This is a genomic window from Microbacterium sp. LWH12-1.2 (genome assembly GCF_040675825.1).
Taxonomy (GTDB): domain Bacteria; phylum Actinomycetota; class Actinomycetes; order Actinomycetales; family Microbacteriaceae; genus Microbacterium.
The window spans coordinates 2,527,534-2,540,997 of sequence record NZ_JBEGIJ010000001.1 but is presented as its reverse complement, the minus strand read 5'-3'; the positions used below and the strand labels follow the sequence as shown (position 1 = coordinate 2,540,997).

The 13,464-nt window shown below is 68.1% G+C and carries 12 protein-coding genes; 2 read left to right on the top strand and 10 right to left on the bottom strand.

Annotation, left to right across the window (positions count from 1 at the left end; all coding sequences use genetic code 11):
• Positions 1-7 precede the first annotated feature (7 nt).
• The 4 genes from MRBLWH12_RS12065 to MRBLWH12_RS12050 form a co-directional block, all read right to left on the bottom strand.
• Entirely contained in the window at positions 8-922 is a 915-nt protein-coding gene (locus MRBLWH12_RS12065; RefSeq protein WP_363549181.1) for a carbohydrate ABC transporter permease, read from the bottom strand.
• Complete coding sequence (locus MRBLWH12_RS12060; protein WP_341977361.1) at positions 922-1,869, bottom strand: carbohydrate ABC transporter permease; 948 nt, start codon at positions 1,867-1,869, stop codon at positions 922-924. The genes MRBLWH12_RS12065 and MRBLWH12_RS12060 overlap by 1 nt, the downstream gene beginning before the upstream one ends.
• On the bottom strand, positions 1,866-3,212 hold the full coding sequence (locus MRBLWH12_RS12055; protein WP_363549178.1) for an extracellular solute-binding protein: 1,347 nt from the start codon (positions 3,210-3,212) through the stop codon (positions 1,866-1,868). Before MRBLWH12_RS12055 ends, MRBLWH12_RS12060 begins: the two co-directional genes overlap by 4 nt.
• A gap of 151 nt (positions 3,213-3,363) precedes the next feature.
• Positions 3,364-4,410: a LacI family DNA-binding transcriptional regulator gene (locus MRBLWH12_RS12050; protein ID WP_363549175.1), complete on the bottom strand. Its 1,047-nt coding sequence runs from the start codon at positions 4,408-4,410 to the stop codon at positions 3,364-3,366.
• 71 nt (positions 4,411-4,481) lie between these two features.
• On the opposite strand from MRBLWH12_RS12050, the gene MRBLWH12_RS12045 reads away from it, so the two are divergent.
• Positions 4,482-5,756: a D-arabinono-1,4-lactone oxidase gene (locus MRBLWH12_RS12045; RefSeq protein ID WP_363549172.1), complete on the top strand. Its 1,275-nt coding sequence runs from the start codon at positions 4,482-4,484 to the stop codon at positions 5,754-5,756.
• 36 nt (positions 5,757-5,792) lie between these two features.
• Here the strand turns inward: MRBLWH12_RS12045 and MRBLWH12_RS12040 are convergent, their stop codons facing one another.
• The 6 genes from MRBLWH12_RS12040 to MRBLWH12_RS12015 are packed head-to-tail and all read right to left on the bottom strand — an operon-like array spanning position 5,793 to position 12,132.
• Positions 5,793-6,953, bottom strand: a complete 1,161-nt coding sequence (locus MRBLWH12_RS12040; protein ID WP_363549169.1) for a Gfo/Idh/MocA family protein — start codon at positions 6,951-6,953, stop codon at positions 5,793-5,795.
• Entirely contained in the window at positions 6,950-7,732 is a 783-nt protein-coding gene (locus MRBLWH12_RS12035; protein WP_363549167.1) for a ThuA domain-containing protein, read from the bottom strand. The genes MRBLWH12_RS12040 and MRBLWH12_RS12035 overlap by 4 nt, the downstream gene beginning before the upstream one ends.
• Positions 7,733-7,779: 47 nt before the next feature.
• Positions 7,780-8,664: a carbohydrate ABC transporter permease gene (locus MRBLWH12_RS12030; protein WP_363549165.1), complete on the bottom strand. Its 885-nt coding sequence runs from the start codon at positions 8,662-8,664 to the stop codon at positions 7,780-7,782.
• A 9-nt stretch (positions 8,665-8,673) separates the two neighbouring features.
• Entirely contained in the window at positions 8,674-9,594 is a 921-nt protein-coding gene (locus MRBLWH12_RS12025) for a carbohydrate ABC transporter permease (protein WP_407359155.1), read from the bottom strand.
• Positions 9,595-9,599: 5 nt separating this feature from the next.
• Positions 9,600-10,853: a sugar ABC transporter substrate-binding protein gene (locus MRBLWH12_RS12020; RefSeq protein WP_363549162.1), complete on the bottom strand. Its 1,254-nt coding sequence runs from the start codon at positions 10,851-10,853 to the stop codon at positions 9,600-9,602.
• A 58-nt stretch (positions 10,854-10,911) separates the two neighbouring features.
• The gene (locus tag MRBLWH12_RS12015) at positions 10,912-12,132 is read right to left on the bottom strand and encodes a Gfo/Idh/MocA family protein (RefSeq protein WP_363549160.1); all 1,221 of its coding nucleotides are present in this window, start codon (positions 12,130-12,132) and stop codon (positions 10,912-10,914) included.
• A gap of 181 nt (positions 12,133-12,313) precedes the next feature.
• Here MRBLWH12_RS12015 and MRBLWH12_RS12010 point away from each other — a divergent pair, with 181 nt between their 5' ends.
• Complete coding sequence (locus MRBLWH12_RS12010; RefSeq protein WP_363549157.1) at positions 12,314-13,324, top strand: LacI family DNA-binding transcriptional regulator; 1,011 nt, start codon at positions 12,314-12,316, stop codon at positions 13,322-13,324.
• The last annotated feature ends 140 nt before the right edge of the window (positions 13,325-13,464 follow it).

The window sequence follows — 13,464 nt, the reverse complement described above, 5'->3', positions numbered from 1 at the left end:
GAGGGGTTCACTGACCGCCGAAGCCGCTGGTCGCGACGCCCTTGACGATCTGCTTCTGGAAGATGATGAACACGATGATGAGGGGGAGCGCGGCGAGGACCGCCTGCGCCATGACCTGTGCGTACTGGACGCCGTAGGCGCTGATGACGGTCTGCAGTCCCACCGGAAGAGTCATCAGCGTGGTGTCGTTGATGACCAGGAACGGCCAGAGGAAGTTGTTCCACGCGCCGATGAACACGAAGATCGCCACCGATGCCAGGATCGGCCGTGACAGCGGCAGCACGATCGACCAGAAGATCCGGAACCGGCTGGCGCCGTCCACGCGTGCCGCCTCTTCGAGCTCGATCGGGACCGCGTCGAAGAACCGCTTGAGGATGAACACCATCGCCGGCGCCACCACCTGCGGCAGGATCAGGCCCCAGTAGGTGTCGATCATGTTGAAGGTGAGCATCTGGTAGAACAGCGGGATGATCAGCACCTGCGGCGGCACCACGATCGACGCGATGATGACGGCGAACAGCCACTTGCGGCCGGTGAAGTCGAGCCGCGAGAACGCGTAGGCTGCCAGGGCCGAGATGGCCAGGGTGATCAGGGTCACCGCGGCCGACGTCCACAGGCTGTTGAACGCCCAGGTGTAGACGTTCCCCTGCGAGAGGATCGCCGTGAACGCCTCGATCGTCGGACCGGAGGCGCCGATCCATCCGGGGTCGCCGGATGCGGCATCCGTCTCCGTCTTGAACGCGGTGGCGACCGCCCAGAGGAAGGGCAGCAGCCAGCCGATCGCGAGCAGCGCGAGCACGGCGAACGCGACGATGCGCAGCGGGCCGAACGGCTTCTGGCCGGGGACGTGCGGGCGACGCCGCGCGCGCGCCTGCGGAGCGACGATCGTCTGGGTCGTGGGTGCGAGAGTGGTGGCAGACATCACAGCTGCTCCTTCCGGCGGCGCGAGACCACGGCCTGCGCGACGCCGACGATGACGATGAGGGCGAAGAAGACGTACGAGATCGCGGCCGAGTAGCCGAATCGGTAGCTGGTGAAACCGGCTTCGTAGATGTACTGGACGATCGAACGGGTGGTGTCGCTCGCGACGCCGCCGAGCATCTGGTACGCCTGGTCGAACAGCTTCAACGAGGCGAGGATCTGCAGGAGCAGGATGAGCACGGTGGCCGGACCGAGCTGCGGCAGCGTGATCGACCAGAACTGACGCCAGGTGCTCGCGCCGTCCAGCGACGCCGCCTCGTACTGCTGCGGCGGGATGTTCTGCATCGCGGCGAGATAGAGCAGGAAGTTGAATCCGACCGTCCACCAGACCGTGGCGATCACGATCGACATCATGTTGGTCTCGGGGTTCTGCAGCCATGCGAGCGGCTCGAGCCCGAAGGCCTCGAGGACGTTGTTCGCCGCGCCGATCTGAGGGTTGAAGATCCACACCCAGATCTGCGAGATGACGGTGGAGGCGAGCAGGTACGGCATGAAGAACGACAGTCGCCACAGCCACTGCCCGGGAAGCCCCCGGTCGACGAGCGCGGCCATCAGCAGGGCGATCGCCACCAGCGGGACCGTGGAGAGCAGGGTGAACCACACCGTGTTCCCCATCGACCGCCACATCACGGGGTCCGTCAGCGCCTCGGCGTAGTTCGCGAAGCCCACGAGCGATCCGCCGGCACCGGTGAGGGACTGGTCGGTGAAGCTGAGGTAGATCCCGTGCACGATCGGCCAGATGAGGAACAGGACGAACGCGACGACGAACGGCGCGAGGAACGCCCAGCTGACCAGCTGCTCGCGGCGCCCGGTGCCCGCCCGACGCGGACGGAGATCGGATGCTCCGCCGGTGACGATCGCACGTGTGGAGGTGGCGGTGTTCGTCATGGCTTCCACGTCCCTTCGGGGTCTGCCGGGTTGGGTTGCGCGAGCAGGGTGTTGACGCGGGCTTCGAAGCGGTCGATCGCGGCTGCCGGGTCGTCGCCGGAGAGCAGCACTCCTTGCACGGCGGCGCCGAATTCGCCCTGGAAGCTCGATCCCGACCCGGTGAACCAGGCCGTCGGGTCGTAGACGACGTGCTCGGCGGCTTCGGCGTAGTGCGCCTGAGGGAGGAGGTCGTCGTATTTCGGCGACTGCGTGACCGGCAGGAACGCGGGAACGTGCCCGGCCTCCGCCCAGCCGAACGAGCCCTTCAGCATGTCGGCGACGAACCGGTACGTGAGATCCCGCTTCGCCGGGTCCGGGTTGGTCTGATTCGGCAGGACGAAGGAGTGCGAGTCGGCGTACACGGCCGGAGTGCCGTACAGCGTGGGGATCATGGTGGCATCGAAGGGCAGCTTCGCGTTCTGCATGGTGCGCAGCTCCCAGACGCCGGTGAAGAGCATCCCGCTCTTGCCGGTCGCGAACTCCGCCACTGCGCTGCCGTAGTCGTTCTGCGCCGCGGCGATCTCGCCGTCGAGCAGGGTCTGCATGAATTGGAGCGATTCGATCGCGGCATCCTTGTCGATGACGGCCTTGCCGCCGATCGGGAGCTCCATCGCCAGCCCGTGCTGCGCGTACAGGCAGTAGAACAGGCGCCACATCTGGGCGCCGTCGCCCAGGTATCCGTAGGAGAGCGCGTGGCCTTCCGCCGTGCCGCTGACCGTTCGGAGCTGGTCGAGGAACTCTTCCGGGGAAGACGTCTTCTTCAGTGTGCCGTCGGAGTCCAGAACGCCGGCGGCGTCGCACACGTCGGTGTTGAACATCATCACGAACGGGTGGGCGTCGAGGGCGATGCTGTACATGTTCTCGCCGACGAAGCCCTTCTCCCAGATCGGATCCGGGAACTTCGAACCGTCGATGCCGAGCTCGGCGAGGCGGTCCAGGTCCCACGGGTCGAGCAGACCGCCCGGTGCCCAGCCGACGGTGCGGGTGGCATGCATGACGGCCACATCCGGAGCACGGCCGCCGGCCCCGGCCATCGCGAGCTTGGTGTAGTACGGGGTGCCCCAGGCGAGCACGGTCGGGCGGATGCGGAACGCATCCTGCGCGTCGTTCGCCTGTTGCAGAAGCGTCGACATCGTGACGCCGTCACCGCCGGAGAGCAGGTGCCAGAACTGCAGGGTCTGGGGGCCGGAGCCCAGGGTGGCGCCGGGGGCGCACCCGGCGAGGAGGGCGGTGCCGGCTGTCAGCCCGGCGACGCTCAGGAACTGTCGTCTGGATAGGCCTGCGGGTTCCATCGGGGGCGTCATCCGTCACTCCTTCGTGACTGCGGGCTGGGGGCGCACCCATCATTACATCGTGGTAATCCGAGCGCAAGAGCACCCGCTTTCAAAGAGCGCAAACGGCTGCATCCACGGTCCGAATGCAGCCGTTTGCGCTCTTCGAAAGCGGGGTGCGGGTTCAGGGATGGTGGCCGGCAGGGGGCCCGGCGGTGCTGGCGCGCTCGATGAGCCGGTGAGAGAGGGTCAGGCCTCGCGGCGCGGCGCTGCGGTCATCCATCCGCGATTCGAGGAGGCCCAGCGCGGCCTCGGCGAGCTCGCGGCGATCGAACGCGATCGTGGTGAGCGATGGCGAGGTGAACTCCGAGAACTCCACATCGTCGAACCCGGTCACGATCACATCTTCGGGAACGCGGATGCCGTGCTCATGCAGGGCATGCAGCACGCCGAGTGCGAGAGAGTCGGTGAGCGCGATGATCGCATCGAAATCGACGCCCCTCGAGAGCAGGATCCGCGCTGCTTCGGCGCCACTGGCCATCGACCACGGCAGGAGGTTGACCTCCAATGCGGGATCGGGCGCAAGGCCGGCGGCGCGCAGCGCATCGTGGACGCCTTCGAGCCTCAGCCGGCTCGTCGCCGTGGCGACCGATCGGTCTTCATCGGCGCCGATCACGGCGATGCGGCGGGCGCCGCGTGAGAGCACGTGCCGCGTCGCGTCGGCGGCCGCGAGGCGGCTGTCGATGCGCACATGATCGGCCCTGTTCTGCTCGACCTCGCCGATCACGACCAGCGGCGGCAGCCGGTCGGCGTATTTGACGACGCTGTCCTCGAGGCGGACCGGATTCAGGATCATGCCGTCGATGAGCTGGGCGCGGGCGCGCGACAGCAACTCCTTCTCGCGCTCCGGCTCCGACGCCGTCTCTTCGATCAGCACCGCCAGCCCGCGTTCATGTGCGGCTTCGACGATGCGGTGCACGAGCTCCGCCGAATACGCGGTGGCAAGGTCAGGGAGTGCGAGGGCGATGATCCCTGATCGCCCCTTGCGCAGTCCTCGGGCGCTCAGATTCGGGACGAAGTCGAGCTCCGCCATCGCCGCCTCGACGCGGGCCTTGGTCTCGTCGCGGACGGCCACAGTGCCGGTGACGACATTGGAGACGGTCTTCGGCGAGACGCCGGCGAGGGCAGCGACGTCCTTCATCGTGGCCCGCGGCGGCGGCATCGCTGTCATCCGGTCAGCCTAACGGGGAGCCTGGGCGATCGCGGAGTACAACGATGTAGTTGGATCGCTATCCTGACACGATGAGCATTGAGCGCAACTGGGCGGGCAACCTCGAGTATCGAGCCGCAGTGTCACACCCTGAGTCGGTCGATGAGCTGCGCGCGCTGATCGCGACCGGTGGCCAGACCCGGATCCTCGGCACGCGTCACTGCTTCAACGACATCGCCGACTCGGCGGGCGCGTTGATCGCGCTGGATCGGATGCCGGCGACGTACGAGGTCGGCGCATCACGGGACTCGGTTCGGGTCGCGGGTGCGCTCCGGTACGGCGACATCGCATCACGACTCGAAGACGAGGGGCTCGCGCTGGCGAACCTCGCCTCGTTGCCGCACATCTCGGTCGCCGGTGCGGTCGCCACCGGTACCCACGGATCCGGTGACGGGATCGGCGCGCTGTCCACTGCCGTGCGCGGCCTCAGCATCATGACCGCATCCGGCGATATCCGCACGCTCGCGCGCGGCGATGAGGGTTTCGACGGGGCAGTCGTGAGTCTCGGAGCTCTCGGCGCGGTGCTCGAGGTCACGCTCGACGTCGAGCCGACCTACCAGATCGCTCAGCACGTCTTCGAGCATCCCTCATGGGACGCGATCCTCGCCGACCTGGGCGCGGTCACCGGCGCCGGAACCAGCGTCAGCATCTTCTCGACGTGGCAGCAGACGGACGTCGCCGACCAGATCTGGATCAAGCAGCGGGTCGCGGCGACCCGGGCGGATGCTCGAGCCGGGCAGTCGCAGCGCGACGACCTCGCCGCTGCCCTGGGCGCGGCGGCCGCTGAGGGCAAGCGACATCCGATCCTCGGCGTCGATCCGGAGGCGTGCACCGAGCAGGGCGGCGTCGCCGGTGCCTGGTTCCAGCGGCTGCCGCACTTCAAGCTCGAGTTCACGCCCTCCGCCGGCGCAGAGATTCAGAGCGAGTACCTGGTGCCGCGGACCGACGCCGTCGCGGCGATCGAGGCGGTCCGCTCGCTCGCCGACCGGATCGCGCCGCTGCTGCTGGTAAACGAGATCCGCACGGTCAAGGCGGACGAACTCTGGCTGAGCTCCTCCTCCGGAACGGATGCCGTGGGCCTGCACTTCACGTGGAAGCCCGATGAGGCCGCCGTCCGGGAGTTCCTCCCGACCCTCGAGGCGGCGCTGCCGGCATCCGCCCGCCCGCACTGGGGAAAGGTGTTCACGCTCGACGGCGCCGCGGTGCGTGCCCGTTACCCGTGCTGGGACGACTTCGCCGCGCTCGCCGCGTCGTTCGACCCCGAGCGCCGGTTCGTGAACGAGTACCTGGGGCGCCTCGGTCTCTGAGTCCGGGGCCCCGGACTGACGGCGACCCGCCTCGGGTCAGGCGAGCCCGTCCGCAGCAGTACCCCAGGCGGCCAGCGCCTGACGGACATCGTCGCGCGGCTCGTCGGAGACCGCCTGCGCGTACGCCTGCTCCAGAACCTCGGCGATCGCGACGCGCACCCCCGACTCGGCGGAGCGGACGGCGGCCTCCACCATCGCGAGGCTCAGAACGTTCGCGTGCACCTCTCCCGACGGTACGCGGCCGTCGCGCAGGGCGCCGACGAACTCCACGAGGGACCCGGCGATCTCCGCGGGCACGGTGGCCATCGCCGTCGGCGTCTCGATCGCGACTGGCACGCCGTTCTGCGGGGCGAGCTGGCGCTGCGGCGCCGAATCGCCGTCCCAGGCGGCCGAACCGTGCTCGCCGTTGACCCGCCACATGCCGTTCCACGACGTCTCCAGCCCGTCGGCGCACCAGCTGCCGGTGTAGGTGTAGCGCACGCCTCCCTCGAACTCGAAGACCGCGGTGGCCGCGGCGTCGGCCGCGTACCAGCTCCACGGCGGGTTGAACTCCTCGCAGTAGACCGAGACCGGGTCGCTGTCGAGGAGGAAGCGCGCGGCGTCGAAGGCATGGATGGCCATGTCGACGAGCAGCACGTGCGGCATCTCGTCGCGGAAACCACCGAAATGCGGCGCCTTGAAGAACTCGGTCGTCGCGGATCCGAGCCTTCCCAGGGAGGCGATCTGCTCACGGAACGCGGCGATCGAGGCGTAGTACCGCCGTGACTGGCTGGTCATGAGCAGCTGTCCACTGGCCTCGGCCGTCGCCGCGAGCGAGAGCGCCTGCGCGACCGTCGGCGCGATCGGCTTCTCGCAGAGCACCGGCAGCCCGGCGAACAGCGCCTCCGTGTTCACCGGGTGGTGGGCCACGGGAACGGTCACGTTCACGACGGCGTCGGCACCGGTCGCACGGGCGACCCCCGAGACGCTGGTCCCGACGAGCACTCCGCCCTCGCCCGGCTGCAGCCCGGCGTCAGAGACGGCTGTTTCGGCGAGCGCCGTATCGAGGTCGACGACGCCGACGAGCTCGGTGTCCGGATTCGCGAGGATGGTCCCCAACCACGCGCGGCCCATTCCTCCGGCCCCGACGAGCACGAGTCGGACGGGAACTGTCGAGTCCGCGAGCGTGGCGAAGTCTCCGTTCAGCGGTGCACTCATCGGACGAGGGCTCCCTGGTAACCGCGGCCGTTGTAGAAGTCTTCGGTCTCATAGCGCAGCAGCACGGGGACAGCCCGCTCCGGGCGCAGGGTCACGGCCCAGCGGACGCCGTTCGCGAGCACGCGGCGCACGTGCTCGTGGTGGTAGACGGGGTAGTCCTGATCGCCCGGCGAGAAGAAGAAGATCTTCCCGAAGCCGCGCTTGTAGGTCATGCCGGAGCGGAAGACCTCGCCGCCGGTGAAGGTCGACAGGAAGATCAGTTCGTCCGGCGCCGGGACGTCAAAGAACTCGCCGTACATCTCCTGCGCGGGGATGATGAACGGGTGCGGGATGCCCTGTGCGATCGGGTGGGTGGGATCGACCGTCCAGACGATCTCACGGTCTTCTTCGGAACGCCACCGCAGCGTGCAGCTGGTGCCCATGAGCGTGCCGAAGATCTTCGACCAGTGGCCCGAGTGCAGGACGAGCAGGCCCATGCCGGCGAGCACATGCTGATGCACGCGCTCGACGACCTCGTCGGAGACCTCGTGGTGCGCAGCATGACCCCACCAGACGAGCACGTCGGTCGCGGCGAGGACCTCCTCGGTCAGGCCGTGTTCCGGCTCGTCGAGGGTCGTCGTGGTGACGATCGCCTCGGCGCCGAGGTGCTCCTCGATGCCCTCCTTGATCGTGGTGTGCATGCCGTCTGGGTAGATCGCGCGGACCTTCTCCTCCAGCTGCTCGTGGCGGTTCTCGCCCCAGACGAGAACCCGGATGGGGGTGGCTCGGGTGTCGGACATGGTCGTGCTCCTTCGGGGATGTGTCGGGTGGTCTGGTGTGTTCGAGGTCATTTCACGGCACCGCCGGTGGCGCCGGCCGCGATGAACCGCTGGGCGATGACGAGCAGCAGGATCGCGGGCAGCGATGACAGCACCGCGGTCGCCATGACGGCGCTCCAGTTCGAGACCTGCGAGCCGAGGTACTGGTAGATGCCGAGCGTCACCGGTCGCACGTCCTCGGTGGTGGTGAGGGTGAGGGCGAAGAGGAAGTCGCTCCACGAGAACAGGAACGCGAACAGGCCGGCCGTGATCAGCGCGTTGCGGCTCACCGGCACGACGATCGAGACGAAAGCGCGGACCAGGCCGGCTCCGTCCACTCGTGCGGCCTCGACGATGGATGGCGGGATGGTCTGCATCGACGCCCGCAGGATGAGGATCGCGAAGGGGATCGCGTGCGAGGCGTCGGCGAGGATGAGCCCGGGGATGGAGTTCAGCAGGCCGAGATCGTTGTAGGCCGAGTAGAGGGCGTTCGCGATCACGATGCCAGGGATCATCTGTGCGATCAGGATGACGAGCAGGGCGATGCTGATCCACCGGAAGCGGAACTGCGCGAGTGCATAGGCGGCCGGGGCGGCGATCGCGAGGGTCAGCACGACGGTCCCGAGGGAGATCGCGAAGCTCGTGAGGAGGTGGCCGCCCTGGTCGGCGAACGCCTTCTCGTAGCCGGCGAAGCTGGGGTTGACGGGGAAGAAGTCGCCCGTGAGCGTGTTCCCCGACGGCTGCAGCGAGGCGTTCACCATCCAGTAGACGGGGAAGAGCATGATCGCGAGGATCACGATGCCGATGAAGGTGTAGCCCAGGTGCCGCCGCGGGCCGGGTCGCCTGCGTGCGCCGGCCGGATCGAACGGCCGACGCCGCTGGGCCCCGCCGGTGACGATGCTGGTCGTGGTCATGGTCGGTCCTTACTCGTCGACGGCGCGGCGGTTGGCGCGCAGGTACACGATGGCGAAGAGCAGCGAGATGACGATCAGGATGTTGCTGAACGCCGCCCCGACACCGAACTCGAAGTTCACGAACGACTCCTGGTAGCTCCGGACCGCGAGGGTCTGGGTCGCGTTCGCCGGCCCGCCGTTCGTGAGCCCGAGGATGATGTCGAGCACCTTGATCGTGTAGACGACGCCGAGGACGAGGACCACGCTCACGACGGGCCGGAGGTTCGGCCAGGTGATGTGGCGGAACGCCTTCCAGCCGGTGGCACCGTCGAGTGCGCCCGCCTCGTACAGTTCGTCGGGGATGTCCTGCAGTCCGCCGTAGAGGATGGTGACGTTGAACGGGATGCCGATCCAGATGTTCACGAGCACCACGGCGAGCAGCGCGACCGACGGACTGGTGAGCCACGGGACTCCGGAGAGGCCGATCGACTCCAGCGCGGCATTGAGGACGCCGCTGTCCTGATCGAGGATCGAGCGCCAGGTCGCGCTCGAGACGATCAAGGGCAGCAGCCAGGGGAGCAGCAGCATCGCCCGCAGGAACGAGCTCAGCGGGAAACGCCTCTTGAAGAACACGGCGAGGGCGAGTCCGATGAGGAACTGCCCGGCGATCGAACCGATCGTGAACAGTGCCGTGTTCAGCAGGGCCGGCGTGAACAGCTGCGAACCGAACACGGTCGCGTAGTTCGCGAACCCGACCCAGGGCGCCTCGCCGGTGAAGAAGGTCTTCGTCGTGTACTCCTGCAAGCTCATCGTGATGTTCTTGACCACGGGGTAGCCGAAGAACAGGACGATGTAGAGCGCGGCGGGCAGGACGAAGCCGAGTTTCACGAGCTCCTCGCGCCGGAAGCGGCGGGAGTGCGTCCGGCCGCTTCCGGCGATGCTGCTGCTCACCAGGATCAGCCCGCCGCTGCCTGCTCGAACGCCTCGGCAGGCGTCGCCTGCCCGGTGAGGGCGAGCTGGATGGCGGTGTAGATCTCGGTGGCGGCTTCCGGCCAGTCCTCGCCGAGCTCGCCGGTGCGTGAACGGGCGTTCGCGACCTGCTCGGTGAAGGCTGCCATCTCGGGCACATTCGCCACATACTGCTCCGCCAGGGCGGTCTTCGTCGGGACGGTGAAGCGGGCCTCGGCGAGTGCGAGCTGGTTCTCGTCGCTCGAGATGCACTCGACGAACTCGGCTGCCTTCGCCTGCTTGGCGTCATCGCCTGTCACCGGGACGGTCCACACCTCGCCGCCGAGGGGTGCGACCGGTGTCTGGCCGGCCTGGTTGACCGGCACCTGGACGCTGCCGTAGTTCAGATCGGCGTCTGCGCTGAGTGCCGGAATCTGCCAGGGGCCGTTGATCATCATCGCGGCTTTGCCGGCCATGAACTGGTCGTTGACGTCGGCCTGCGACCAGTTGATGACGCTCTTCGAGGCGGAGCCGGACTCGACGAGATCGACTTGCAACTGGAGGGCTTCGGCGACGGCGGATGACGTGAGATCCGTCTCGTCGCCGCCGTTGGTCCACATGAACGGGAGGAACTGCCAGCTGCCCTCATAGGTGGCGATCGAGCTGAACGCCAGGCCGTACGTGTCGCCCTCGGTGAGCGCGGCCGCTGCGGTCTTGAGCTCGGCCCAGGTGGTCGGCGGGGTGATGCCCTTGGCGGCGAGGAGATCCTCGTTGTAGAACAGGCCGATGGTGTTCACGGTCGGGGCGAGTCCGTAGACCTCGCCCTCGTAGCTGGCGGCGTCGAGGATGCCCTGCGCGAACCCCGATGTGTCGACGTCGTAGTCGCTGAGCGGAGACAGGCCGCCCGTCGCAGCGATCTCCTGGACATCGGGGTTGTCGAGCATGAGCACGTCCGGCAACGTCTTGGACGAGGACTGCTGCAGCACCTTCTGGATGAGGTCCTTGCCGGGGACGGTCTCGCGCTTGATCGTGACGCCGATCTCGTCGGCACAGCGATCGAGCGCGTCGCCGACCAGAGTCTTGTCGGGTTCGTTGTTGTAATAATCGAGGATGGTGAGGGTGTCCGGGTCGCCGCCGGATGCCGCGCCGCCGCCGCCACAGGCGGTCAGGGCGAGCGGGGTGATCGCGAGGATCGCGAGCGAACCCATGACGTGCGGCCTGCGGATGGGTCGCCGGCGGTTCGATGTGCGGGTGGATCTCATATCGTGGCTCCTTTGCCTGGTGAGGGTGCGTGCGGCGTCGGTGGTGCGGGTCGTTCTGTCAGTGGGGGATCTCGGTCCACGCGGCGTCGGCCGCTGCGCTCGCCGCGACGGCGGTGAGGATGCGCTGCACGATGAGACCGTCGGCGAATCCGGGTGCCGGCGCGCGGCCGGCGGCGAGGTCGCGGGCGAAGTCGGCGACCTCGTGCACGAAGGTGTGCTCGTAGCCGAGGCCGTGGCCGGCGGGCCACCACGCTGCTGCGTAGGGATGCCCCGGCTCGGTCACGAGGATGCGGCGGAACCCCGCCTCCTCTGCCGGGAGCGTGTGGTCGTGGAACTGGAGCTCGTTCATCCGCTCGAAATCGAAGGAGATCGAACCGAGTGATCCGTCGACCTCAAGGCGCATGGCGTTCTTGCGTCCCGAGGCGAAGCGGGTCGCCTCGAAGGTTGCGAGTGCGCCGCCGTCGGTGCGGCCGATGAAGACGACCGCGTCATCGACGGTGACACGTCCCATCGCCCGGTCGTCGCCCGACCCGCTGTCTGCGGAGGCGCTCAGACCGCTGGAGGCGGTCGGAAGCGGGCGCTCCGTCACGAAGGTGGACGACAGGGCGCTCACGCCGGTGAGCTCGTGCCCGGTCACGAAGCGGGCGAGATCGATGATGTGCGCGCCGATGTCGCCCAGCGCCCCGGAGCCCGCCTGCTCGGCATCGAGTCGCCACACGAGGGGGAACTCGGGGTCGACGATCCAGTCCTGCAGGTACTGTGCACGGATGTGGCGGATGGTGCCGAGCCGCCCATCCTCGATCAAGCGCTTGGCGTAGGCGAGCGCGGGAGTGCGGCGGTAGCTGAAGCCGACCATCGCCTGCACGCCTTTCACTGCGGCGCGCTCGGCTGCGGCCGCCATCCGTTCGGCCTCCTCGACGGAGTTGGCCAGCGGCTTCTCGCAGAGCACGTGGATGCCGGCGTCGAGGGCGGCGATCGCGATCTCCGCGTGCAGATGCCCGGGGGTGCAGATGTCGATCACGTCGATGTCGCCGCGCGTCAGCAGTGCCCGCCAGTCGGTCTCCACGTCGGCGATGCCGAACTTGTCGGCGAAGGCGCGGGCTGCGTCGGCGTCGCGGCCGCTGACGGCCACGAGCTCGACGCCGCCAGCGAGGTCGAAGAAGCGGGGAGCCGTGGTCCAGGCCTGCGCGTGGATGGTACCCATGAAGCTGTAGCCGATGATCGCGACGCGGAGTGCGCGACCGGGACGAGGGTCGGTGTCGGGCCCGGTGGGCGTCATCGCGGCTCCTTCGCCGGTCGAGTTCGTGTACCCGTCACCGAAAAGTTAACCGGTTTACTGGGCGCTTCGGAGACCAGCTTGCCTCGGGGCTCAGCCAAAGTCAAGAGGAAATTTAACCGGTTTACTGCATCGGGATCCGTGAGAGACTGACCGAGGATCGACAGTGGGGAAATGAGGATTCATGGCAACGATGCGTGATGTCGCGCGGCTCGCCGGTGTCTCCGTCGCCACTGTCTCGTTCGTCGTGAATGACTCCAAGCCGGTCGCTCCGGGCACCAGGCTTCGCGTCGAGGCGGCGATGGCCGAACTCGATTTCCGTCGCAACGCCGTGGCGCGTGCGCTGGCCAGCCGCCGCACGCGCATCATCGCGCTGCTGTTCCCCGTCCTGCAGCACCGTCTCTCGGACACCGCCGCCCGGTTCTTCACCGGAGCCGCCGAGGCTGCGTCCGAACTCGGCTACACGGTCGTGCTCTGGCCGGTGGCGAACGACTCCGACTCCCTGCGCGAGCTCACATCGGACGGGCTCGTCGACGGGGTCATCCTCATGGAGGTGCAGCTCGACGACCACCGGATCGACCAGCTGCTCGCGGCGAAGACCCCGCTGACCCTCATCGGTCGCAACCGCGATCCGTCCGGCCTCGACTACGTGGACGTCGACTTCGAGGGCATGGTCGAGCAGTCGATCGACCGCCTGCAATCGCTCGGGCACCGGGACTTCGTCCTGCTCGAGGAGTCCGAGAGTCCGGGTCTCGAAGGGTATGGCCCGGCCGTCCGCGTGGACGAGACCTTCCACGCCATCTGCGCGGCGCGCGGGTTGCGCGGGCGGACGCTCCGGTGCACGGCGACTCCGGCCGCCGGGCGCGCATTCGCATCGACACTGATCGCTGAGGCGCCCGAGGCGACGGCGATGCTCGTCCTCAACGAACACGCCGCAGTCGGTCTGGTGAGCGGGCTCGGCCGGCTGGGCGTATCCGTCCCTCGCGATCTGTCGGTCGTCCTCATCGGGTCGACGATCGAGATCTCCGCCATGGCGGATCCCGAACTGGCTGTCGTGGTCTCGCCGGCCGCAGAGCTCGGTCGGCTGGGTGTCGAGACGCTCGTCGGTCGGCTCGACGGCACGCTGGGCGCCCTGCGCCAGGAACTCCTGATGGGGGAGTTCCACGAGGGCGAGTCGCTCGCGCCCGCCCCCTGAACGATCGTTTCTGGCGGTCTCGATCATGCCCCGGGGTGAGGGACCGCCGTCGGCGGCGCTGCGGGTGAAGGGGTGGGGATATCCACACCGCGAATGCTGCTGCGAGCCTCCCCGCACTGGGTGGTTTGCTCTACTGACGT